General features: G+C 64.0%; 16 protein-coding genes and 3 pseudogenes. 7 read left to right on the forward strand and 12 right to left on the reverse strand.

Translation table 11 applies throughout. From position 1 onward, the window contains the following. The first annotated feature begins 12 nt into the window (after positions 1-12). From NUW12_09700 to NUW12_09715, 4 genes and pseudogenes are all read left to right on the forward strand, one after another. Complete coding sequence (locus NUW12_09700; GenBank protein MCR4403034.1) at positions 13-921, forward strand: ABC transporter permease; 909 nt, start codon at positions 13-15, stop codon at positions 919-921. Positions 922-1,040: 119 nt separating this feature from the next. Continuing rightward, a complete protein-coding gene (locus NUW12_09705) occupies positions 1,041-1,838 on the forward strand; it encodes a SatD family protein (GenBank protein MCR4403035.1) in 798 nt (265 codons plus the stop codon). A 50-nt stretch (positions 1,839-1,888) separates the two neighbouring features. Then, positions 1,889-2,782, forward strand: coding sequence for a DUF3307 domain-containing protein (locus tag NUW12_09710; GenBank protein ID MCR4403036.1), 894 nt, complete (start codon positions 1,889-1,891; stop codon positions 2,780-2,782). 111 nt (positions 2,783-2,893) lie between these two features. Then, a pseudogene (locus NUW12_09715) lies at positions 2,894-3,184 on the forward strand (collagen-like protein). Between the two features lie 272 nt (positions 3,185-3,456). Here NUW12_09715 and NUW12_09720 read toward each other — a convergent pair. The 4 genes and pseudogenes from NUW12_09720 to NUW12_09735 form a co-directional block, all read right to left on the reverse strand. Continuing rightward, a pseudogene (locus NUW12_09720) lies at positions 3,457-3,693 on the reverse strand (siphovirus Gp157 family protein). Between the two features lie 461 nt (positions 3,694-4,154). Continuing rightward, positions 4,155-5,207, reverse strand: coding sequence for a carbohydrate ABC transporter permease (locus NUW12_09725; GenBank protein ID MCR4403037.1), 1,053 nt, complete (start codon positions 5,205-5,207; stop codon positions 4,155-4,157). Next, on the reverse strand, positions 5,207-6,088 hold the full coding sequence (locus tag NUW12_09730; protein ID MCR4403038.1) for a sugar ABC transporter permease: 882 nt from the start codon (positions 6,086-6,088) through the stop codon (positions 5,207-5,209). Before NUW12_09730 ends, NUW12_09725 begins: the two co-directional genes overlap by 1 nt. Before the next feature lie 102 nt (positions 6,089-6,190). Further along, positions 6,191-7,576: a sugar ABC transporter substrate-binding protein gene (locus NUW12_09735; protein MCR4403039.1), complete on the reverse strand. Its 1,386-nt coding sequence runs from the start codon at positions 7,574-7,576 to the stop codon at positions 6,191-6,193. Positions 7,577-8,001: 425 nt separating this feature from the next. Here NUW12_09735 and NUW12_09740 point away from each other — a divergent pair, with 425 nt between their 5' ends. Beyond that, on the forward strand, positions 8,002-8,763 hold the full coding sequence (locus tag NUW12_09740) for an HAD family hydrolase (protein ID MCR4403040.1): 762 nt from the start codon (positions 8,002-8,004) through the stop codon (positions 8,761-8,763). 73 nt (positions 8,764-8,836) lie between these two features. Here NUW12_09740 and NUW12_09745 read toward each other — a convergent pair whose 3' ends face one another. Both NUW12_09745 and metG read right to left on the reverse strand, forming a co-directional pair. Then, positions 8,837-9,631, reverse strand: a complete 795-nt coding sequence (locus NUW12_09745; GenBank protein ID MCR4403041.1) for a TatD family hydrolase — start codon at positions 9,629-9,631, stop codon at positions 8,837-8,839. 228 nt (positions 9,632-9,859) lie between these two features. Continuing rightward, positions 9,860-12,133: a methionine--tRNA ligase gene (gene metG / locus NUW12_09750; protein MCR4403042.1), complete on the reverse strand. Its 2,274-nt coding sequence runs from the start codon at positions 12,131-12,133 to the stop codon at positions 9,860-9,862. A gap of 881 nt (positions 12,134-13,014) precedes the next feature. Between metG and NUW12_09755 the strand changes: the two genes are divergently transcribed. Continuing rightward, on the forward strand, positions 13,015-13,260 hold the full coding sequence (locus NUW12_09755; protein ID MCR4403043.1) for an AbrB/MazE/SpoVT family DNA-binding domain-containing protein: 246 nt from the start codon (positions 13,015-13,017) through the stop codon (positions 13,258-13,260). Between the two features lie 360 nt (positions 13,261-13,620). Here the strand turns inward: NUW12_09755 and rsmI are convergent, their stop codons facing one another. The 6 genes and pseudogenes from rsmI to NUW12_09785 all read right to left on the reverse strand — a co-directional run bounded on the left by rsmI (position 13,621) and on the right by NUW12_09785 (position 21,813). Then, on the reverse strand, positions 13,621-14,520 hold the full coding sequence (gene rsmI / locus NUW12_09760) for a 16S rRNA (cytidine(1402)-2'-O)-methyltransferase (protein ID MCR4403044.1): 900 nt from the start codon (positions 14,518-14,520) through the stop codon (positions 13,621-13,623). A 1,010-nt stretch (positions 14,521-15,530) separates the two neighbouring features. Then, a pseudogene (locus NUW12_09765) lies at positions 15,531-16,289 on the reverse strand (stage 0 sporulation family protein). 302 nt (positions 16,290-16,591) lie between these two features. Next, on the reverse strand, positions 16,592-17,692 hold the full coding sequence (locus NUW12_09770; protein MCR4403045.1) for a hypothetical protein: 1,101 nt from the start codon (positions 17,690-17,692) through the stop codon (positions 16,592-16,594). A gap of 7 nt (positions 17,693-17,699) precedes the next feature. Further along, positions 17,700-18,029: a cyclic-di-AMP receptor gene (locus tag NUW12_09775; GenBank protein ID MCR4403046.1), complete on the reverse strand. Its 330-nt coding sequence runs from the start codon at positions 18,027-18,029 to the stop codon at positions 17,700-17,702. Positions 18,030-18,122: 93 nt separating this feature from the next. After that, positions 18,123-19,874, reverse strand: a complete 1,752-nt coding sequence (locus NUW12_09780) for an AAA family ATPase (protein ID MCR4403047.1) — start codon at positions 19,872-19,874, stop codon at positions 18,123-18,125. A gap of 163 nt (positions 19,875-20,037) precedes the next feature. Then, the gene (locus tag NUW12_09785) at positions 20,038-21,813 is read right to left on the reverse strand and encodes an aminotransferase class I/II-fold pyridoxal phosphate-dependent enzyme (GenBank protein MCR4403048.1); all 1,776 of its coding nucleotides are present in this window, start codon (positions 21,811-21,813) and stop codon (positions 20,038-20,040) included. A gap of 830 nt (positions 21,814-22,643) precedes the next feature. Here NUW12_09785 and NUW12_09790 point away from each other — a divergent pair. After that, positions 22,644-23,996, forward strand: a complete 1,353-nt coding sequence (locus NUW12_09790) for an MFS transporter (protein MCR4403049.1) — start codon at positions 22,644-22,646, stop codon at positions 23,994-23,996. Positions 23,997-24,049: the final 53 nt, after the last annotated feature.

Below are 24,049 nucleotides of genomic sequence, written 5' to 3' on the forward strand. Positions count from 1 at the left end.
AAGCTCAGGAGGATGAGAGTTACTTGGGTCGTCATGATAGCGCTCGTGGCGTTCGAAGCGCTCATGATAGGTGGGATGGCCCTTTGGGCGCAGAGTCGGCCGGGTGCGGGCGACATGACCGGCGAGGAGCGCGAACTCGCTGCGAGAGCCACGTCATTCCCGGCGTCCGTGCCGTTCACCATCAGCTTTGCGGCGTCTTTCGGCCCGCTCTTCGCCGTGATCATCGCCGCGAGGCTGGCCGGCGACGAGTACGCTTTGGGAACCGTGAAGCAGCAAGTCTCCATGGGTGTGGACAGGCGCCGGTGCGCGGCGGTCAAGCTCGCCGCAGCAGCCCTCTCGTCTTTGTTGCTGCTGGTGACGGCGGTTGTGGCGGGAACGGCTATCTCGCTGGTGGTAACGATGGCCCTCGGCCGGCCGGTGGAGGCTCGTGCCCTTACGGTACCCTTCATGGTCCAGGTCGCGCGGGGATTCGGGATAGCCTGGTTCACGCTCACGTTATACTCCGTGCTCACGGTGTGCACGGCGACCCTCACTCGGTCCGCGGCGGCCGCGACCACCGTCGGGATAGTGGTCCTCCTCCTTGAGGCCAGCTTGATGGGATCGCTTGCCGCACGATTCGCCGCAATCGCCAGGATAGTCCCCTACACCATCGGCCACAACGTCAACGTTCTCCTCGCCCTAATAGAACAAGGCGAGGCGGCGGCCGCGCAGGCAGCCCAAGCCGCAGCCGGAGCCGTCCAGGCTGGGCATGCTGCAAGTGCGGCGGCCCAGGCCCACGCTGAGGCACAGGCGGGCGTGGCAGAGGTGGGCGCCGTTGCTTCCGCCCTCTATAGAGCTTTCGCGGTCTTGGGCGCGTGGCTCGCTGCCTTCGCAGGGTGCTCCGTGTGGGCTCTCGGCAGGCAGGAGCTTGGCGAGGAATAGAAGGATGCCCGCCCTGGGTGTCGAAAGGCTTAACCAACAGAGCGGTGAAGCTGCCCGGTTTACGCTCCAACGGGTGAAATGGGGGCGTCAGCGCCGTAGGCAGATGGGGTGGTGACGGCGTGGTGGAGGCAATGATCGTGGGGACCGACCTCGTGACTGTGGTGACGGCTGACGTCATTAGATCGAGGGACGCTCGGGACATCGTGGCGGCTCTTCCCGCCAAGCTGGCCTCGGTCGCACACCCTCTGCTCGTCACGCCCTTCTCCGTCTCACGCGGCGACGAGCTCCAGGCTGTCTGCAGAGGCCCGCTCCAAGCTCCCGAGATCGTCCGACAGCTTAGGTACGCTTGCCTGCCTCTTCGTCTACGAATCGGCATAGGAGTGGGTGAAATAGAGCCCAACCCCGGTGGCCCCGGGCCCGACATCAACGAGCACGCGTCAGGCTCCGTTCACACGAACGCTCCCGGCCACCGTCAAGGCGTGTCGCCCTCAGGGTTGACGGATGCCTCGGGGGTCCCCGATCCTGGCGCGCGCGTCCACGCCCCAGCGCTGAGCTCGTGGGAAATGAACGGCTCCGCGTTCAGACGCGCCCGCGAAGCTCTGGAGTCCCTCGGGAAAGGCACGGCGCCGCGCACCGCTGTGCGTTCCGGCGACCCATGCTTCGACGAGGCCGTGGGTGCTCTCCTAGCCCTCATGGACGCGATCCAGGGGCGATGGACGCCCGCTCAATGGGACGCCATTCATCACTACGAGCGGCTCGGCACGTATGGCGCGGCAGGCAAGGCGCTCGGCATCGCCCTGCAGAACGTCCAGAAAAGGTGCAAGGCCGCGAGCTGGTCCGCCGTAAGCCAGGCCGAGCAGGCGCTCAGGCGTCTTGCCGAGCTCTGGTGGGGGGATGCTTCACCGTTACGCGGGTGATGTGAGGATTTTCACCGCTCAGTGGGTGAGACATGGGGAGGTCCGTGGCGATGACGTTCTTTCTTCTCGGCCTTCTGGCGCACGTCGTAGCGGATTTCGCGCTTCAGGCTGACAGCGTGGTCGAGAGCAAGGGGAAGCGGATCCCCCGCGGCTATCTCAAGCACGGCGCGATCGTGCTGGTTTCGAACGCGATAGCGTTCCACGTGTACGGGCTTAAGGTGGCAGCAGCGATCGCGGCCGCCGTCGCCGCGACGCACATCGGCATCGACTGGCTGAAGTCCATGGCCGAAGGACGCGGTGCGGTCGGGAGTACGCGGTCGGGCGCCGGTGCAAGCGGGAGGTCGGGCACAAGCTCGGGCGCCATCGGCGACGCGCGCTCGGGCTTCGACGGGCTCGACGGCCGCGGCGCAACGAGGGGCTTACTGGTGTTCCTGCTTGACCAGTGCGCTCACGTGGCCGTTCTCGTGGGGGTGTGGGAACTTGCCGTTGACCTATACGTCGCACGCTTGTCCGAAAGCGTCTTGCGGATTTACCAGGGCACATTCTTACGGAAGACCGTCCAGGCGCTTCTCCCCGCCTGCACCGCGCTGGACCTATCATTCGACAAGGTGCTCATCATCGCCCTCGCGTACGTAACCGTGGTTTTCGTCGGCGCGGTCTTCGTGCGACAGGTGCTCGACGCGTTCTCCATCTACGCTGAGCCCAGGCTCTCGACGCGCGCCGGCCGCTGCATCGGAATGGCGGAGAGGGCGCTCATGCTCACGCTCGTACTCGTGGACGCCCTGCCGTCTATAGCGTTCGTCCTGACCGCGAAGTCTCTCGCCCGCTTTCAGGAACTCAACGACATGGGGTTCGCGGAATACTACCTCGTGGGCACGCTCACGAGCGCTGTGGTCGCCGTGAGCGTGGGCATAGCCGCGAGGGCTGTCATCCAGGTGTTGTAGGTCATAGGCCGTGCCGCAGCGCCCAGCGTTGATCACAGCGTTGATCGGTGCCGGCCACCGCGCGCCGGACGGGCTGCGGGGCCCGCCGGCTCAACCTGCGGGACGGCTCTCGCAGGTTTCGCTGGTGTGGCGGGCTTGGCGGGTGAGCCTGGTTTCGCGGGAACGGCGGGCTTGGCGGGCTCGGACGGTTTGGCCGGCTCGGACGGTTTGGCCGGTTTGCCCGGTTTGGCAGGCTTGGCCCGTTGGGCCGGCTTGGCCGAATCCGACGGCTTCGCCGGCTCCGGGGGCTTCGCCGACGTGGCGGACTTGGCTGGCGTGGCGGACTTCGCCGGTTCGGCGGACTCGGCGGGTTCAGGTGGCTTAGATGGTGTCGCGGGCTTGGCCGGTTCAGCAGGCTTGGCTGACTTGGCCCGCGCCGCGGGTTTGGCTGATGCGGGCCGTCCCCCTGATCTCTCGGCCTTCGCGCTTTCGCCCGCGCAATCTTGCGCCGCGCGCTCGCCGCTCTCGACAGTTTCCAGGGATTCCGACAGCGTTGCGGCATTCCCCGTCGCCAGCGGCATCGCCTGCGCGACCACTCTGTGCACGTACGTCACTTTCCTCGCGCTCTCCACCGCGACCGCGTCGATCTTTCCGTCCCGAACGAGCTGCGAGAGAACGCTGTCGTTGATTGAAACCTTGGCTACCATGTCGAACACCGGCGGAGGAAGGACGTGCCGGAGCAGCGGGATGTCGTACTCGACCTTCTGGGCCTCGAGGTAGCTCACTTTGCCTCGGTCCGTCTCCAGTTGTTTTACGCCGGTCGCCTGGAAGTGCTGCACCAGCAACCCCTTGAGGTACTCCTCGCGCCTCTCCAGCTCCTTCCTCCGCTCGTTGATGTCGATGAACTCCCTGGCGATAGCGCTGATGTCCACGCCCGCCCGCCTCCGTTCGGCTCATGTTCTCGGCATTCGCTCGCTCGTCTCGCTCGTCTCGCTCGCTGCTCTGCCGACGCGTCGGAGCGCGATGCTAATGCTAGACCAGCGGCAGGCGCGGCTGAGCGCAGCTGAGCACGGCTGAGCACGGTTGAGCACGGTTGAGCACGGATAAGGGCTGAGACGGTTGCCGCTTTCGCCCCCGACGCCGGTGCCTGCGCACTACTGGTCCGCTACTACATATGAGCCGTCGAAGATGGATATGCCTGTGTGCCAATGCCCTGTGTCCCAATGCACGGGAGGCTCGCGCGTCCAGCGCGCTCGCGAGCGCCACCGAGCCACCCCTCTCGGGCCGCGGCACACCGTCAAGGCACACCGTCGAGAAGGCGGGGGCCTCTCGCACGCTCGTGGAGAGGCCCCGGGTCACGAAAGGAACGCGCCTTCCTTCCACTGTCATCCCGTCATCCCTTGAAGGCCCCCACGGTAAGACCCTTCAGGAAGTAGCGCTGGAACAGAAGGAAGACCAGGGTAATGGGGATGGCGGCGTAGGTCGCGCCGGCCATCAAGAGCCCGAACGCCATGGGCACCTCTTCCTGCAGCATCGCCAGACCCACCTGAAGGGTGCGCATTTCCGACGAGTTGGTGATGACGAGAGGCCACAAGAAGTCGTTCCACTCCCCCACGAACGTGAAGATGCCCAACACCGCCAGGGCGGGTTTGGCGAGCGGAGCCACGATCAGCGTGAAGATGCCGAATTCGGAAGCCCCATCTATCCTACCGGCGTCGATGATCTCACCGGGGAGCGTCTGCATGAACTGCTTCATGAGAAACACCCCGAAAGGCGCGGCAATGGCGGGGAGAATGAGGCCGTAGTACGTGTTCACGAACCCGATCTTCGACATGAGGATGTAGCGGGGTATGAGCGTGACCTGGCCCGGAACCATCATGGATCCTACATACAGCCAAAACAGCAGGTTCCTTCCGGCGAAACTCTTCTTCGCAAACGCGTACCCTGCGAGAGCCGCAACGAAGAGCTGCGCCGCTGTGACCGTCACAGCCACGATGACGCTGTTCAGAGTCCACCGCCCCAGAAGCGGCCGTGCAAGAAGGTCTCTGAAGTTCGCCGCGGACGGGTTTTTCGGGAACCACTCCGGAGGAAGCTTCACCACAAGCGTGGGCTCTTGAATGGCCGTGACCACCATCCAGTACAGAGGCATCAATGACGCGACCGCAAGCAGAGTCACTATCAACAAGGCGATCGCATCGCCCGGCCGGAGCCTCCTCCAACGAAGCACGCGCCTTGAGGCTGTCGGGGGACGTCTTGTCGCGGTCGTCGCTGTGCTGTTCGCCGCTGCGCCCTTCAGAGTGTCCGCCGTTGCGCCAGCCATCGCCGCCACCGTTGTACCCTCCGTTGCGAACGTTGCCATGCCCGTCGTTGCGACCATCGAAGCGCTCGTAGCCGCGCTCATTGTCGCGGGAGCCGGCTTTCCCGAGAAAGACGAGGAAGTGGGCATCAGTACTCCACCTCCTGTCCGAGCCACTTGAACTGGGCGAGCGCCAACACGAAAATGATGGCGAACAGCACGACGGCCTGCGCTGAAGCGAGCCCGAAGTTGAACTGCTTGAATGCGGTGTCATAGATGAGGTACACCAAGGTCGTCGTGGCGAACTGCGGACCTCCCTGCGTCATCAGGTATATGTTCGTGAACACCTGAAAACTGGATATGGTGCCCATGACGGTCAGGTAGAGCAGCGTGGGACGCAGAAGAGGGAGCGTGACCCTGAAGAATGCCTGGGTCTTGGTGGCCCCATCGAGATAGGCCGCCTCGTACAGGTGATGTGGGATGCTCCCCATCGCCGCCGTGATCAGGACGATGGATGACCCCCCGCCCATGACGACCTGCATGAAGACGATGGACGGAAGCGCGGTTCGAACGTCTCCCAGCCACGCGTGCGGACCAAGTCCCAGAAGATCCATTAGATAGTTCAAGAGTCCGAACGGCGGGTTGAATATCCACAGCCAGACCATGGAGATTATGACAGACGAAGTCACGTGCGGCAGGTAGAAGGCAGCCTTGAAGAAGGTCTGGAGCGGCTTGGCAAAGGGGTATATCAGTGCTGAGATGATGAGGGCCTTCCCCAGCCAAAGAGGTACGACCGCAAGAGTGTAGAGCGCCGTATTCCTCAACGCGACCCAGAAGAGGTTGTTTCGGAATAGCTGTACGTAGTTCCGGACCCCCACCCATTCCTGACTGAAGACTTTGTAGTCCAGAAGACTCAAGTAGCCGCCCCACACTACGGGCAATAGAAAGAAGAACGCGAAAAGGACAAAGCTGGGTATGACGAAAGCATATGCCCAGCGGTCCTTGTATACCCTCCGAATGAGCGTCTCCAAACCCACACCTCCAACGCCTCATGTCTCGTCTGGTCACGCTGGGCGGCGGAGACGAGTCCCCGCCGCCCCTTCTCGGCGACCAAGCTCGGCGCCATGTCTCCTCTACTTGTTGAACAGCGCGCGATTCGCCTCGCGAACGAAATCATCCAAGGCCTGCTTGGGCGTCTTGGTTCTCGCGAGCGCCGCCTCAAACATAGCCTGGAGGTGTTTGTCGATGGGCTCTGTGCTGATGTTCGCGGACCCGAAGTAGGGGATACCGTTCTCAATGGCCCTGACGTAAGTATCTACCTCTTTTTCGAAAGGCGAGCCCTTATACAGGTCCTTGTTGACGGACTTACGCGCCGTGACGTAAAGGAGCGACTTGAGCAAGGCAGTGTTTTCCTTGTTCGTCAGGAAGCGGGCGAACTCCATGACGACCTTCTTCTTCTCGGGGTCACGCTGCCGGAAGACGACGAATCCGCCGCTCGTATGATACGCTATCGGGCCTACCTCGGGGAGGTGCGGGTAACGCGCGATGTGGACGGGGAAAGCCTCCTTGAGCTGACCCTCTTTCACATACCTGTCTATGCGGCCGATCTCGTACGGCCCACCGTAACCGATGGCCGTGAGCCCCTGGTGGAACATGTTGATGGAGTCGTAGATCCCCATGCCGGCTGCGCCCTCGGGCGCGATCTTGTACTTGTAGATGCAGTCCACGATGAACTCCAGCGCGCGGACTCCTTCGGGGCTGTTGAGCACGACCTCCGTCTCGGAGGCGTTGAAGAGCCTGGCCCCGAAGACATGCATCCAACCCATCATGACGTAGAGGTCCTTCGCGGGGAAGCTCAGGGCGTACACGTCGGTCTTGCCGTCCCCGTTCCGATCAAACGTGAGTTTGCGGGCGGCGTTCAGGAACTCGTCCACGGTCCATCCGCGGTCCGGGAGCGGCGGGAGACTGACGTTCCGCTCCTTGAAGATCGCGGGATTCAGCAGCAGTGTGCTTCCCATGCCGTTATTGCTGTTATTCCACGGGAAGAGATAGTAATGGTTTCCGACTTTCCCGACATCCAGGGCGTACCTATAGAAGTCCTCCTTGTCCTCCGCAGTGAGGTACTCATCGATGGGCTCCAGCAACCCCTGCTTCACCCACTCCTGCTTGAAGCCTATGGGCCTGAGCACGTCGGGAGGATTGCCGGCCAGAATCGCGGCTGCGACTTTCTGGTCGAATCCGGCGTTGGTCACGACCTCGTACTTCACGGTGACGTTGGGATGGAGCTTCATGAACTCCTCGCTTGCCCACTTCGGAAAGTCCTCCGCCGTAACCGCCTTGTCCGCCGGGAAGCCCGGAGGCGTGATCCGCCAAGGATTGATCCACCACGTGATGGTTATGGGTTTCTGTGCCGCAGCGGCAGCCTGGGCAGCGAGCGGCAGGCTCCCCAGAACCGCGGCGACGGTGAGAGCGACCAGAGCCAGTAAAGACCACTTCATCTTCAGGCTGTGAGACAACACTTACCAGTCCTCCCCTAACAGGTTTTTCGGAGTAGGGCGCGCCGAAGCAGGACTCAACGCCTCCGACGCGAATGATAGGGGGTATGATCGCTCACAGTGCGTCGGGCCGTCAGGCCTGATGCGCCGCTCCAGACATGTAGAATTCGACAAGAGAGAGCTTGTTCCTTCCACCCGAGGTGATCCACCTGATAGACCTGGTAACATTTGACCTGGATGGAGTGCTGATCCAGAATCCTTTCCGCCGCGGAGTATTCCCCCATGTCTGTCGGACGCTTGCCCCTTATGTGATCGCCGCTCGAGGCTGTTCGCAGGGGAGTCATCCGCGCGTCCACTGCATGGGCGGCACGGGCGGCATTGGTGACACGAGTGGCACCGGCGCACGGACGGACGCAGGTACAAGAGCAGACCTAGGGGCTGGCACAGATGTGGGCAGCGGAAACCCCACCTCCTCCCCGCCGCGCGACCCCGACCCCGAGAAGATCGTGCTGCGTCTAATAATCGAGGAGGCGAAGGAGCGGCTCGCCAAGGGGCGTCTCGTGGAGGCGTACGACTGGGACGACATCGTGACGTGTGTCGCCGAAAACCTCGCCCGCAAGGCACAGGCGGGCAGCCCACCTCCTCTCGACGTGGCGGCCCTCGTGCGTTACTACTGCGGACTGCCTGACATGATCGCCCTCCTGCCTGGAGCGCGCGAAGCACTGAGTTCTCTCAAGCAGGAAGGGTATACCCTAGGGGTAGTGACGAACGGCTACCGAAGATACCAGCTCCCTGTCTTACAGGCTCTGGGAATAGATGGCTTCTTCGACGCGATAGTCACGCCGGAGGAGATTCGAGCGGCAAAACCCGAAGCTCGCATATTCCAGGCGGCGTGGGGCAGCAGCCTCACCCCGCTCCACGTGGGAGACGATCCGGTACACGACGTGTGGGGCGCCCGGTCAGCGGGCGGGTATTCGGTCTGGTTGCACCGCGACTTGCCCGAGGATTTGCGCTGCGAGCTCCCGGAGGGAAGGCCACGCTGCGGGGGCTTCGCCAGCGTACGAGACAAGGCGTATACCGGCGTGCTCAGCGTCGAAGCGTTCGGAGTCCCGGCCGAGGCCTGTGTGCCTCATGCGGTGATAGAGACGCTGGAGGAACTGCCGGAACTGCTCCGGAGACTGAAGGCCCGCGACGCGTTGGCCAACAGCTAGCCGTCGACTCCGCGTGTCCGGATGGATTGGCGGCCGGGCGCGCTTGCCCGTCAAGCTGGAGTCCAAGCCATGCTCAATGCTTCAGGGAGAACAAAACTCCGGCGTTGTGGGTGGTCGCCGCGGCAACGTCGCCGACGGAGAGCTGCTTCAGCCTGGCAAGCTCCCGAGCCACGAAGAGCACGTGGGCGGGCTCGTTGCGTTTGCCGCGATGAGGGACGGGCGTGAGGTACGGGCAATCGGTTTCGAGAAGGAGCCGGTCTAGGGGTAAGCGGGCGACCAGGTCGCGCAGAGCGGCGGCGTTCGGAAAGGTGAGAGTGCCGCCTATCGAAATGTAGAATCCCATGTCTAGGACTGCGCGGGCGATCTTCCAGTCGCCGGAGAAGCAGTGCATTACGCCACCAGCTGCCGTGGTGCCCTCCGAGGCGCCTTCCGACTTGAGTATAGCGAGGGTGTCGGCGTGGGCCTCGCGGTCGTGGACCACGATAGGGAGCCCGAGCTCCTTCGCGATGGCAATCTGCGCCGCGAAGGCCCGCCTTTGGTCGTCGCGAGGGGAGAAATCGTAGTGGTAGTCGAGGCCGATCTCGCCGATGGCAACAACCCCGGGCTGGCGAGCCAAGGTCCGAAGCTCGTCGAGCGCCGCTTCGGAAGCGGTCTTCGCCTCGTGGGGGTGGATGCCGACGGCAGCGAGAAGGCCGTCGTAACGCCGTACAAGCTCCAAGCCCAAGCGCGAGGAGGTGAGATCCGAGCCTACCTGGATCACCGGCCACACGCCAGCGGCCTTCGACCGCGCTATGACTTCGTCGAGGTCTCCGCGAAACCTCTCATGATCGAGATGAGCGTGAGTATCGATCAATCGTGTGGCGCACATCACGGGTCCTCCCCTTATCCGTTCCCCACCTCGCATGTCATGTCGCGCGCCACCTCGCCTGCTGCGTGCGCCACCGCGTTCGGGCGCACCTTCGTTTCGTCACGGCTCGGACGCGCTGTCGCTTCGGCACAGATCAAGCGCGCCTTCGCAAGCTCCATAGCGCACCTTCGAGCCCAGCGGCGCCAGCAAGCCGCAACAGACTCGCGAGCACTTCGAGTCGCAACCGCCCTAGCGCACCTTCGAGCCCAGCGGCAGCTCGCGATCGGTGGTGACCACTGCCAACCGCGACGCGTCTGGCGTGGACCCCGCTAGAAGCATCCCCTGGGAGACGATTCCACGCAGCTTGGCGGGCTTCAGGTTGGCCACGACTATTATCTGCTTGCCGACGAGCTCCGCGGGTGCGTAGTGCTTCGCGATGCCGGCCACGATCTGGCGCTTCTCAGCCCCGAGGTCGATTTCGAGTTTGAGGAGCTTGTCCGTGCCCTCGACTCGTTCTGCGGCAAGAACCCTTGCCACCCTGAGGTCCAGCCTAGCGAATTCTTCTATGGATACGAGATCGTCTGCCGGCGTCCCGGACTCATTTGGCTTCGGCTGCGGCGTCTCAGTCCTCTGGACTTGCTGGATCACTTCTGAGCCCTCCTTTGAGCCCTCCCTCTGCTTGCCGCCCCATCCTAGTTTCGCGCATCTCGCATCGTCTTTAACATTGTCATCATGGCCGCGCGCCTCTATCTGGCCACGCGGTTCTGCCTTCGCGGTCTCGGTTTCGGTCGTATTCATCCCTTTCGCTCCGACCGCTTTCGCCGTCTCCTTCGTAGCCTCTCCCGCCGCCTCTCTCGCCACCTCTCTCGCCGCCCCTTCGGCCGCCCCTTCAGCGGACGCTTCGGCCGCACTCGCCCTCTTCTTGTCTTGCGCCAGCTCCGCCAGACGGAACTCGCCTCGAGCCAAATCCGAGGCTTCCACGTCGAGCCTCGGGAATAGGGGCCCCAGGCGCCTCACCTTCGCCCCTTGCACAAGGCGCGCCACGTCAAGCGTCCCCGCGGTCCACCTTACGTTGCTCAGAGGTGCCCCGCTCTCCTCCAACCCGAGCGACGTCCAGATACGCTCCGCCGCCTCCGGGATGAAGGGGCTCGCCATGACTGCCACCCTAGCGAGGGCGTCCGCGAGGCCGAACATCACGGTGGCCAGCCGCTCCCGTCGCCCCTCGCGCGCGAGCGCCCATGGCGCGGCCTCGTCGATGTACTTGTTGGCTCCGTCCACCAGGCTCCATATCTCGCCCAGCGCTCCCGTAAGGTCGAATGCCTGCATGAGCTCGTGGGCGCGTCGGGTCACTCGCTCCGCCAAGTCCGCGAGCTCCCGGTCGCGGGCCTCGTATTCTCGCGGGGCCGGCACGCGGCCTTCGAAGTACTTCTCCATCATCGCGCACGTCCGGTTGAGTAGGTTGCCCAGGTCGTTGGCCAGATCCGCGTTGTAGGTCTCGGCAAGACCTTCGTAAGAGAAATCGCCGTCCTGACCGAACGGGACGGCCTTCATGAGGTAATAGCGAAGGGGATCGGCGCCCAGGCTTTCCGCCAGCTTGACCGGGTCCACTACGATCCCTTCGGACTTGGACATGCGCGCGCCCTTGACGGTCACAAACCCGTGGCCGAACACGGTCTTCGGGAGCGGGACGCCAGCCGCCATCAGTGTCGCAGGCCATATCACGCAGTGGAACCATGTGATGTCCTTTCCGATGAGATGCAGATCGGCCGGCCACCACTTCCCGAAGTTCTCCGTCCCGGGCACGTAGCCCGCCCCAGTGAGGTAGTTGATGAGCGCGTCGAACCACACGTAAACGACCTGGTTCGGGTCGATCTCCTCCGGGAATGGAACCCCCCAGGCGAGTGTGGACCGGGACACGCTCACGTCCTGCAGTCCCTCGCGGATCCTGTTCACGACCTCGTTGCGCCTCGTCTCGGGCAGGATGAACTCTGGATGGGCCTCGATATGACGGAGGAGCGGCTCTTGGAACCTTGAGAGCGCGAAGAAGTAGTTCTTCTCCTCCACCCATTCAGGCTCGCGACTGGGATGGAGAGGGCACCGCCCGTCGACGAGGTCTTTCTCCTCGACGAACCTCTCGCAGGACACGCAGTAATGCCCGGAGTAGGTCCCTTGGTAGATGTAGCCGCGCTCGTTGGCCCGTCGCACGATGTCGCGAACCGTGGCTATGTGGTCCTCATCGGTGGTCCTTATGAATCGGTCGGGACGGATATCCAGCTTGTCCCAAGCTCTGCGGAAGAGCCCTGCCATCCTATCGCAGAACGCCTTGGGCGACATGCCTTGCTTTTCGGCTTGGCGAGCGACGTTGAGGCTGTGCTCGTCGGTGCCTGTCAGGAAGAACGTGTCGTACCCTGCCAGTCTCCTGAAACGCGAGATCACGTCAGCCGCGATCTTTTCGTAGGCGTGGCCGAGGTGCGGCTCGCCGTTTACGTAGTCTATGGCTGTGGTCAGATAGAACTTTTCCACGTGGAACACAACCTCCTACACTAAAATGCCTCTCACCCCGTCCGGAAGGCGCCTGCCTTCACGTGGGGCGAGAGGACGTTTTCTCGCGGTACCACCCAGCTTCGCCGGTGCCTTGCGGCTCCGGCCTCACGAGGCACTACGGCGGGAAGCTCGCCACTCAGTCGGCCCTCGCAGCTCAGTCGACCTTCGTCGCCCAGTCTGCCATCGTCGCTCAGTCGACCTTCGTTGCTCAGTCGACCCTCGCCGATCAGTCAGCCCTCCGAGCGACCCTTTGCCTTTGAGCGACCCTTTGAGGCGAGCCGCCGAGGTGAGACGAACAGGTGAGACGTCGACGCGGCCCACCTCTGCAAGCCGCATGCCCCGGCGCTGTAACGGGCGCCTCTCACGCTTGCCCGGCTGACGGACTACTCGCGAAGACGCGTCTGGGCCCGGAGACCCGACAGGACCTCCCTTTCATCCCGCGGCTCAGGGGCCATGTTCGGCAGACTTCCCGCGCCGGCTTTCACCTTCGAGCCCGGCTCTCTCTGGCGGGTCGCCTGTGTACTCGTCCCCTTCATCGCTTTCGACATGTTCTCTCATGAGGTTGCGCGAAGCCCGCTACGTCATGGGACGTCTGCCCTCAATATATCCTCAGGTTTCGCCACGTGTCAAGCCCAGGCGGGGCGATCCGGGCTCGTGCTCAAGAGTGACGGGGTCCTTCGCGATAGCTTCGTCCCTGCCCAGCAGTAGTTTCAACTGCGTCAACATAGCATGTAATATCGCTAATTCTGCTAGATAAGGTAAAAACTAATAGCGGAGCCTTGACTTGCCTTGGAAAATAAAGTATAGTGGGTGCAGGAAGCCGTCGAAGTCTGGATGCAAGAAGGAGGGAGCTTGAAAACATGAAGTCTACGGGAATTGTTCGGAAAGTAGATGAGCTAGGCCGCGTGGTGATCCCGATCGAGCTTCGCAGGACCCTGCAGATCGCCGAGAAAGACGCCCTTGAGATCTACGTTGACGGCGAGAAGATCATACTGAAGAAATACGAGCCCGCCTGCATCTTCTGCGGGAATGCCGACAACATCAGGATCTACAAGGAGAAGAACATCTGCCGCGACTGCCTCGAGGAGATGAAGGGTCTGATCTAGGAGGGTCTGATCTGAAATAGGCGGTTCGGTTCGAAGAATTCGCTGATGCGCATCTCACGTTTCTCCCGAGCATCAGGTTCCGTGGGGGTGGCCTTCTTCACGTGCGGCCGCCCCCACATCCGTTCCGTGTCCGTTCCATATGCGTTCCATGTCCGTACCATCCGTCCGTTCCATCCCATCCGCGAGTGCGGCCCATCTCGCCTGCTTCGCCTGTCCCGCGTGCTTTGCCAGGCCCGCCCGGCTCGCGTCGCGCAGTGTCGCGTCGTGGCGCGTCGTGGCTCGCGGTGGCGCGTCGTGGCGCGCGGTGTCGCCCCGTGTCGTCCGCCTCCGCCTTGGTTAAAGGACGTGCCTGGGTTGGGTCTACGGCGCGTCAAGCACGACGGTGACCTCGCCTTTCACGGTCTTCCCGTCGAAGCGCGCTGCGACTTCACTCAGCGGGCCGCGCACGACCTCCTCGTGGACCTTGGTGAGTTCCCGGGCAACCGCGACTCTCCGCTCCTCTCCTACGGTCTCCGCAAGGTCGGAGAGTGTCCGCGCTATCCTGTATGGAGATTCGTAGAGCACGACCACCCTCTTTTCCTGTGCGATCCTCTCTAAGGCCTCGCGCCGCTCTCTTCCCTTGCGCGGCAGAAACCCCATGAACACGAACTCGTCGGAGCAGAAGCCAGATACCACGAGGGCCGCGACCACCGCCGAGGGCCCAGGGACGGGCACGACCGGGATCCCGCCTGATATGGCCTCCCGGATGAGATGGGCGCCAGGGTCCGAGACCCCCGGCGTCCCGGCGTCGGACACGAGGGCAACGCTTTGTCCGCTCAGCAAGACCCCGAGGATTCGCGGCGCCTGTGAACGCTCGTTGTGCTCGTGGTAGCTCATGAGCTTGGCCGGTATACCGTAGTGCGCCAAGAGCTTGCGCGTGCGCCGAGTGTCCTCGGCCGCCACCAGGTCGACCTCGCGCAACACTCTGAGCGCTCTGATGGTTATGTCCTCGAGATTGCCTATGGGGGTGGCGCAAACGTAAAGAACGCCAACCTGGGGCCGTCCTGCCTCGCGCGGTCCTGATCCTGCGGGCGCCACGCGCTCCCCCGCTGGCTGCGCACGCCCCTCGGAACACCTCTCGGACCCGTCAGACCCCGTATGCGCCATTGCTCCCGCGCGCCTCTGGAGCTCTTCCGACGGGGGCTCATCCAGCCACCGGTCTGCGGTCGGCCGCACGGGTCCCGCTGACCCGGTGCGCTGACCCGGCACCTTCGATCCCACTGGCCTCACCTGCCGGTTCCCGCACGCCTGCCGCGCCCGTCTCGATCTGGGCTACGGTCCGGGGCAGCAACGCCCTCCGCCGTGGCTCCCGAGCCCCAGCCCCCGCCGGCCGCCGAAGCGCCCGCACCACGCCCGGGACGTGCTGGCCTCCGCCGTCGCCGCACACGGCGACGCTGCCCGGACCCTCGGTTGGAGTCAGACTTGGCTCCCGAGTCAGCCGCAACCGTCTGCCCACCCTCGTCGACTTGAGTGGGTGAAGGCGCCTTCAGGAGGCCTGCTTCGAAGCTCCCCGCCTTGCTCGGTCTGGCGTACCGACGGGGTCTTTCCGGCTGTTCCTTGTCCGCCTGATCCTGCCTTGCCCTGTCGCGAACATCCGACCTCTCGGACCGCCAGGCACGCCGCGCCTTTCCCTGGGTTGCCTGGTCCTCTAGCTTTCCCTGGCCGGGCCCGCCACCGGAAGGCGCGCCTTTCGTCTGTGCCCGGAGCGCGCCTGGCTTCCCGATGTTGGCCGCGGTTCCCGTCTCGGCGGGTTTTTGGGGAGCCGTACCGGCAGCGGCACCGGGCGCACCCGCTTTCCTATCGCGTTTGCCGCGACGCCTGCGCCTTCCCGCTCGCGGCGCGCGGCGGGCGCTCTCCAGTTCCACTTTGGCCCCAGTTCCGCCACGTCGCTCGGCGGCGCCGCCCTCGGCCTCCGCCCGCGCCACCCTCACGGCCGGTTCTCTGCTTCCAGCCACCTCGGAAGGGCCGCCATCCTCAGCCGGATCCAGGCCGACGCCCAAAGCGATGCCATCGATCTTTCGCCCAGCGCCATGGGTTGCCTCCTCGTGCAGCCCAAGCTCGGCCTTCGTCCCTGCGTCGGTCTTCACGTCAAGCGTCTCCGCCGCCTCGGCCATGTCCGCTTCAGCAATGTCGCACTGCTCACAGGGCCCGCACAGCTCGGCGCTCCATGCGCTCGCTACGACGCCGCATCGCTGTGGGCCGCCATCGCGGTGGACGTCCACACGCACGGTCTTCCCGTCCCCCAATTTCACTGAAGCGATCCCCTTCAGGACGTCCAGCTCGACTATCTTGCCCTTACCCATCTCCGTGTCGACCTCGCTGCCGACAGACGGCAGCGCCTGGCGCAGGTCCTTGTAGACCTCGTGCTCGTACTTCAGACAACACATCAGCCTGCCGCATATGCCCGATATCTTGGCGGGATTGAGCGAGAGGCTTTGGTCCTTCGCCATACGGATCGACACCGGCTCGAAGTCGTGCAAGAACGTCGCACAGCAGAGAGGCCTTCCGCAAGGACCGAGGCCTCCGATCATTTTCGCCTCGTCCCGCACACCTATCTGCCGGAGCTCGATGCGCGTGTGGAATACACCGGCGAGGTCCTTCACGAGCTCGCGGAAGTCCACGCGGCCATCGGCGGTGAAGAAGAAGATGATCTTGCTTCCGTCGAACGTGTACTCAACGTCCACCAACTTCATCGGGAGTCCGTGGGCAGCGATCTTCTCGAGCCCGATCTTGAACGCCCTGTGCTCTTTCTCACGGTTCTGCTCCACAACGCACTCGTCCTCGGGCGTAGCCCTCCGGACCACTTTCTTGAGCGGCTGGGTCACTTCCTCGTCTTGCACGAGTCTGGGCTCACCCACGACTTCCCCGCACTCCAAACCCCGGATCGTCTCCACGATGACCTTGTCTCCATCGGATAGCTCCATGTCTCCGGGGTCAAAGTAGTACACCTTCCCAGCGCTCCTGAACCTCACGCCGACCACTTTTGTCATCGGCCCTTTGTCTCCTTCCAAGAATCGAGCGCCCCACGCCATCGCGCTCTCCGGGGATGGCTCACGCCCGCTCGTCCATGCTCTCTCGTCCCCGCTCGTCCACACCCATTGCCCACTTACCCACTCATCGCTGCGCCGGCACACCTTCCGCGTGCACACTGGCCGCGTGCACACTGGACGCGCAGCGGCGCGCAGCGCGCATGAGACGCTCGCGTGGATGCGCCGACGCCTGTGGGCATGGCCACACGTGTACAGCCACGGACGTGCCCAGGACCGCGCACACGCGCCCGCCGACGACGAGCCTACATCCGGCGGCGTCTTCTCAGGGAGAAAAGCATGGCCTCCAAGGCCAGGCGCATGTTGGCGTTCATCCTCACTCGGCGCCGCGCTCCCTCTATCACGTCGATTATCCGTATGAGTTCGTCCACACTGTAAGCGGAGGCGTCTCTCGCAAGCTCGGACGCTCTGGCGGCGGGCATCCCTTCTCCCCCGGCCAGCGCGAGGTCGCCCGTGCTCTTGTAAACCAGCACGTCTCTGAACCAGGCCTCTGCAGCAACGAGCGCAGCCTCCATTCTTTGCCGCGGTTCCCCACGCGCGCCCGTTGTTCCCTCATCCGCACCCGCGCCTGCCCGGAATACCCTCGCCTCTGCCGCGCCATAGGCAGCGTCCGAACGCGCCCAGCCATCCAGGTTCTCTGCCGCATCGAGCACCTGGATGGGCGACATGTCCCATGCCTTTCTAACCGTTTCCACGAGAGTCTCAAACTCGCGCGCCGCGGCCTCCGGGCCGTCGAAGTCCGACTCTCGCACGCTGACCAGCTGACACCTTGACCTCACCGTCGGGAGCAGCCCAGCCGGGTTCAGGCACACCAGGATGAACACCGCTCCCTCCGGGGGCTCTTCGAGCAGTCTGAGGAAGCTGTTCTGAGCCTCAACAGTCATCTTCTCGGCGCTCTCGACGATGGCGACCCGCACGCCTCCCACGCGGCGCGGCGCGAGACTCATTTCCCTCTTCAACTCCCGGATCTGGTCGATCTTTACGGATAGGCCGTCCGGCGAGATTATCCTCAAGTCCGGATGGTTCCCGTCGGCCACGAGCCGACACGAGAGACACTCGCCGCACGCGCTGTCGCCGACGGGCGCCTCACAGTTGAGTCGGCGCGCGAAGGTGAGCGCATCGGCCATCGCCCGGTCAGTCCCGCGGTCTCCGGCCGCAGGAAGGCCGGCATGCGTCGCCGCGAAAAGGTACGCGTGGGATACCCGGCCAAGCGCCAGCGCCCCCGCGAGCGCTCGGCTCACCCGTCCCACGGATAGACCCGCAAGCCCCGCAAGCGTGCCGAGTCTTTCCGAGCGCAACTCTGTCACCCTATTCGTGGTCGCTCGTCCACGTCTTTGCGCGGCCACCTGCCACTCACACCTTCTCGAACCTGTCTACATCCAGAACGAAGATGGTCGCCCCGCCAACCGGCACCTCGAGGGGCTGTCCAACATACGATTCGGCCGAGCGCGCGACTGCCGAGACGGGCGGGATGAGCTGGGTCCTCGAGTGGCACACGGACTTGACAACGTCCACCACCGCGTCCACCTGACCGTCCTCCACCCCTATCAGGAGGGTCGTGTTTCCCTGCCGCAGGAACCCACCTGTCGTGGCCAGCTTGGTCGCTCGAAAGCCCTGATCCACCAGTGCGTCCATGAGCGGTGACGCATCCTGGTCCTGAACCACCGCTATCACGAGCCTCATCCCTGCCCCTCCTTCCTCGCAGGCACGCCACGCCGGTTTCCCGCGTCGGCGCCTCTCTTGTTCGCGAACATGCTCTCGCTGCGCGGACCCGCTTCACGTACTCTCCTTACGCGACTGATCCAGGTAGTAGACCACTCTTCTGAAGGGCTCCTCTCCTATGCTCGTCGACTTCACCTGGTTGCGCTCGGCAAGCTGATGCTGGAGCATCCTCACGTACGCATTCTGCGGATTGAGCTCAACGGGGCATTCCATGGATACGACTTTCGAGAGGGCCTCCTCAGCCTCTCTGAGCGCGCTCGCTTCGATGGCGTCTCGGTCCGCGCTGAACGCGTTTCGCAGGAAGTTCGATATCTGCGTTATCGTGTTGCTCCGTATTATGTGGACCGGAAGTCCGCGTCGTTCAGCCTCTCGCAATGTCTTCGGCATCTTGCGGTACTGTCCTTTCAGGGTCAGCACCATGTCCGCCTGACCGAGGTCCTTGGAGACGAAGACCGGAAGGCCCGTCGCACGGATGGCTTGTTCCAGTCGGTTCCGGCTCACGGCATATGGATAGAGCCGAATCACCTTTTGGGAGCGCTCTTCCGCGATCCCTGCCAGGCCCGCCACGACCGAGGCGTCCGCGGCCCCCGCCCCGACCCCTGTCCCCGTTGCCCGGGGTCGCGCGAGAGTTGTGCCGCGCCGAGTCTCCTCGACCTCGCGTGCCTCCCGACGCCATTCGGACACCTTCGCGTTGCCGCGCGGGCTCGAGCCCGCGCGACCGCGGCGATGATCGGTGATTTCGCGGCGGGTCTCCCATGGCACGAGGCCGTCCTCGCGAGCTATGAGCTCCGTGAGGCCGTCCTCCTGCACGACCTCTATGCCGCCCTCCCCAGACCTGCGCCTGACCTCGGGACGTGGCTCCACGCCCCTCAGGAGCAGGTCCACAGTCCGAGCGACGTCATGGTGGATCGCCAGGCTGTCCCGATCCTTGATCTCGACCACGATGTCGAACGTGGGCGGAGCCTTGCGCTCGAGGACGGTCTTCTGAGTGCCTCGCTTCCTCGCTTCCTCGTCGCTCAAGGTCACGACCTGTATGCCTCCGACGAGATCAGACAAAGTCGGGTTGAGCACGAGGTTCTCTAGGGTGTTGCCGTGAGCGGTCCCGACGAGCTGGACGCCACGCTCGGCGATGGTCCGCGCGGCCTGCGCCTCGGCCTCCGTGCCGATCTCGTCTATGACGATCACCTCGGGCATGTGGTTCTCCACAGCTTCGATCATCACGTCGGCTTGCCGTGCCGACGCCGGCACCTGCATCCGCCTCGCCCGCCCGATGGCTGGGTGAGGGATGTCGCCGTCCCCAGCGATCTCGTTGGAGGTGTCCACAACGACAACGCGCTTGTTGAATTCGTCGCTCAACACCCTGGCCACTTCGCGGAGGAGCGTGGTCTTGCCCACTCCGGGCCGGCCCAGGAGCAGTATGCTCTTTCCGAGCTCCACGACATCGCGCACGATGTCAATGGTTCCGTAGACTGCTCGACCGATGCGGCAGGTGAGCCCGACGATCTCACCGTAGCGGTTGCGGATGCCGGATATGCGATGGAGAGTGCGCTCGATGCCGGCGCGATTGTCGTGGCCGAACGCGCCTACACGCTTCGTGACGAACTCGATGTCCTCTCGCTTCACCAGCTCCTCACCAAGGTACACGAACCTGCCACCCGGAAAGCGAGCCTCGGGCTGCCTGCCGAGGTCCAGGACTATCTCGAGGAGGCTCTCGGTATCTCCCGCCTGCTCCAGCTTCTCACGAATCCTGGGAGGCAGCACCTCCAAGAGCTCGTCCAAGTTATCAGTTATCTCACGTCTCGTCACAGGGTCGCCGCACGAAAAGCCATCACGACTTCCCCGTGCGACGCTTCCCTCCTTTCATCGAGGACGTCGCCGCAGATGTCTCCACGTGGCCGGGGGAGCCCCTCTCGGCACACGTGGCTCGGCCGGCGCCGCCGGAACCCGGCGTCCCGGCTTTCCGAGCTCATCATCGGTCGGCGACGACCAGGACTGACCCGTCGTTCCGCACCCCCCGAAGTCGGAGCTTGCCGCCCTGGGACAGCGCTGCGCGCACGAACTCCGTGATCCTCTCGGTGATCTCCTCACCCGGGCACAGCACCGGGATGCCCGGCGGGTACGGCACGATGACATCCGCTGCGATCCTTCCGCGGGCCGCGTGCACGGGCACCCACTCCGTCCGCGCGATAGCGGCCTGGCGCGGTGTCATCCTGAGCGGGGGTATGTGCCTCAGGGCGTCGCATGCTGCCGTTTCCGGCGCAAGCCGCCCCGCAGCACGATCTCTGTCATCATTCCGGAGACCGGGCAGACATGCTGCGTCGCCCGCCCGCACGCGACCCACTTCGTACTCAATAGCCGAGACGAGCCTATCCACGTCATCTTGGGAATCGGCCATCGTCAGTATAGCCAGAACATTTCGGGCATCGGCGAGCTCCACCCAAATCCCATGGGCCTCGCGGAGCAGCCGCGCGATCTCAACCCCCGTCACCCCGCAATGAAGCAGGCCCGCGAACGATATCACGAGCTTGGTCGGGTCGTGCACAAAGCCACGAGATGCAAGCCTCGCTCCATCCAGGCACTGCACGCCGGGAAGGCGGGATAGCCGCTCCCTCGCGGCCGCGGCTGACGTGAGAACCCCGCTCAGGAGATCGCGCCCCCGCATGGCCGCAACGCGCCTCGCCGCGTCCAGCGACGCCATCAGGACGTAAGACGGACTCGTGGTCTCTACCAGGCGCAGCATCCGCCGGACCGTCTCCGGATCCACCGCCCCGCCCTTGAGGTGCAAGAACGATGCTTGGGTCATTGCCGGCAGAGTCTTGTGCGCCCCGGAGACCACTACATCCGCCCTCGCTTCCAGCGCGGATGGCGGAAGCGCCTCGTGAAACGGGAGGTGGGCGCCGTGCGCCTCGTCTACCACTGCTATTCTACCATAATCGTGCGCCGCGGCCACCAGGGTCTTGATGTCTGGCGAAACCCCGTAGTAGTTGGGGCTGGTGAGGACGACGGCCCGCGCGCGAGGGTGGCGGCGGATCTCCTCCACGAGCGCCTCAACCGTGGGGCCGAGCGGAATGGCGAATAGCTCGTCCACCTCGGGCACGACGTAAACAGGGCGCGCGCCAGACAGGACGAGGCCGCCCGCGACGGCTACGTGCGTGTCCCGCGACACGATGACCTCGTCGTCAGGCCCGCACGTCGCCATTATGGCCGCGTGAAGGCCGCAGGTTGAACCGTTTACCAGGAAAAAGGTTCGGTCGGCGCCGTAAGCTTGCGCGGCAAGGCTCTCGGCCTCCTTAATCGCGCCCTCGGGCTCGTGGAGGTCGTCAAGCCCTTCCACCTCGGTGACATCCACGTTGGTGACGTGCCGCGAGAGCGCTCCGTCAGGCCCCAGGAATCCGTCAGGCCACAGAAAGAGCGCCGCGCCTCCCTTCCCCTTGTGGCCGGGCATGTGGAACCGGCGGGGGTTCCGCGCGGCGTATTCCGTGACCGCCCGCACGAGCGGGGCGGCGCTCTGGTCGTCGTGATCGTCGGCATGTGCCGGCGCGGGCGCCCGGGCGCACCCCTCCCTTTGGGTGATTCTGTCTGTCAGTGCGTTCGTTAGCGCGCTGCTCGGCGCACTGCCCGGTGTGTTGCCCGGTGCACTGCCCCCCACGCCGCCTCGTGCGGCGTCGCACGCGGCGTCGCACGATGGACGCGCGTTGACCTCGTTCGTCTCATGCTTCTCAGCGTTCCGCATATTCCTTTGCACTCAGCACGCCCCGAACGGGGCGAGGATCATTCCCACCCGCGGACGTATGCCAACCACGCTTCCTTAATCCTCTCGACGAAGAAATCGTAGCGTGGCGAAGCGGCGTCTAGGCTCACAATGGCGCGTTCGCACCCGGCGCAGAGCCTCTTTCCCAGGATCGCCGTTCCATCGCTCCCATGGCTTCCGCAAACGAGGCATTCCCGCCCTCTAGACAGGTCGAAAGCCTCATGCTCATGCCGATTCCGCTTGTGGTAGACCGAAGACTGCACTCAGATCACCGCCTGAACCTGGCTTTGTAATCTTTCGCATTCGTGGACATGGTTCCTGCTTTTGCGGGGTCCGGTGATTTCGCCAGCAGCTGGATCTCAACAGCCTCGTGATGTAGAGTATGCACGCACGAAGGCCGCGGGAATCTTGTTCGCGCCAGGATACGGAAGGATCTCTCGGAGAAGAAGGATCTCTCGGAGAAGGATTCTGCGATCTCTGCCTCCTCGGAAGGTCGGACGGAAGGCTGGGCGCAACCCGCCGCGAGCTGGACGGGCGGCAGCGTGACGCCAGGAGACTCTCCGGGTCGAGGGACGCTTCCTCCTTGGATCCTGGTTGACGGCCATGTCGGCCGCCCGGAAGAGGAGTCACACGTCGTCTGACGAATATTGCTTTTATTGTCAGGAGAGGAGGCATGTGTGCGCTCCTAGCCCGGCGCCCGGCGGACCCTGGAAGCCATCCGCGCTCGTCCTGCTCGCTCGCGCTGTTTGCTCGTCCCGCTTGCTGCTGGACGACGCGCGAGGCTTGCGGCGTGGGCACGCGGGCAATGGGGGCACGCGCGCGATGTGAAGACGTGGGAGAAGTTGGCGTACAGCTTCGGTGCCTTGGGCTCGAGCGTATCAGCTCAAGCGGTTCAGACTTACATCGTGTTCTTCTACGCTGACGTCCTGAAAGTCCCAATCGAACTCATAGGCTACAGCATGATCGCGTACGGGATCTGGAACGCCATAAACGATCCGCTTTTCGGGTATCTCTCCGACCGGACCCGCACGAGATGGGGACGACGGATTCCTTACGTCGCGGGCGGTCTCATCCCTCTCACGCTAGCGCTCATCTTCCTGTGGATGCCGCCAGCCGCCGTGGTCAAGGATGGCCACCTCTCGCTCTTCATCTACTTCACCCTGATGATGTTCCTGTTCGACGGCATATACACCTTGGTCATCCTGAACTGGACCGCGCTGTTCCCCGAGATGTTCCCGAGCTTGAGGGACAGGGCTGCGGTGTCGATGTGGCGTCAGGTGTTCGGAAACCTCGGGCTCGTCGTGGGTATAGCGCTTGCGCCGATGGTCTATGCCAATCTGGGCTGGCCTGCAATGGGTATCATATATGGCGTGGTGACGGCTTTGTCCATCGCGATCTCGCTCCTAGGGAGCCGCGAGACCGGACCCCGGGCCGGCGAAGAGCCGCTCAATGTGTTCCCGGCGCTCAGACACACCGTCGCAAACAAGTCTTTCATGACGTATGTCGTCCCTTGCATGCTCATAGAGTTCACCTTCGTTCTCATCATGGCGATAGTGCCGTTCTACTCGAAATACGCCCTGAGAATAGCAGAGGACCAATCCTCGCTGCTCTTCGGCGCGGTGTTCCTCATGGTCTTCGTCGCCTTGGCTCCCTGGACGCGATACACAGTGAAGGTGGGCCCAAAACAAGCTATGTCCAGCGCCATAGCCTTGTTCGCGGTTGCCCTGGTGCCTTTCGGGCTGGCGAGAGGCCTCACGATGGGCATCGCGTGCGGCGCGCTCCTGGGACTCGGCCTTGCCGGGCTCATGCTGCTCTTTGATGTCCTAATCGCCGACGTCATCGACGAGGACGAGGTCCGGACGGGCCGCCGGCGAGAGGGAATGTACTTCGGCGCGAACGCGCTCTTCATCAGGCTTGGCGTCTCCGCTCAAGCTCTCGTGATGAGTCAGGTGCTCAAAGCCAGCGGCTACGACCCGAACCTCGCGGCGCAGCCGCCCTCTGTGGAGACAGGGGTCCGGTTCCTGACGGCGGGTGTGCCCGTGATAGCGCTCGTCCTGGCGTTCCTAGTCCTCAGGATGTACCCCCTGCACGGTGACACCCTGGCGATGATCAAGCGCGAACTCGGCTCAAGACGAAAAGATAGTATGGCTGGCGCTGAGGGCGGAGAAGCTGCCTGAGGCCGAGATCGCAAGACCTGCGGCTGTTGCGCGGCGGTCGGGCGACGGCGGCT

This window comes from Bacillota bacterium, from assembly GCA_024653485.1.
Taxonomy (GTDB): domain Bacteria; phylum Bacillota; class SHA-98; order UBA4971; family UBA4971; genus UBA6256.

What these genes read in the sequence shown, in the direction of transcription:
- NUW12_09745 (MCR4403041.1), bottom strand. Translation starts at nt 9,631, where the DNA reads ATGTGCGCCACACGATTGATCGATACTCACGCTCATCTCGATCATGAG.
- NUW12_09755 (MCR4403043.1), top strand. Translation starts at nt 13,015, where the DNA reads ATGAAGTCTACGGGAATTGTTCGGAAAGTAGATGAGCTAGGCCGCGTG.
- NUW12_09775 (MCR4403046.1), bottom strand. Translation starts at nt 18,029, where the DNA reads ATGAGGCTCGTGATAGCGGTGGTTCAGGACCAGGATGCGTCACCGCTC.
- NUW12_09725 (MCR4403037.1), bottom strand. Translation starts at nt 5,207, where the DNA reads ATGCCCACTTCCTCGTCTTTCTCGGGAAAGCCGGCTCCCGCGACAATG.
- NUW12_09710 (MCR4403036.1), top strand. Translation starts at nt 1,889, where the DNA reads ATGACGTTCTTTCTTCTCGGCCTTCTGGCGCACGTCGTAGCGGATTTC.
- NUW12_09700 (MCR4403034.1), top strand. Translation starts at nt 13, where the DNA reads ATGAGAGTTACTTGGGTCGTCATGATAGCGCTCGTGGCGTTCGAAGCG.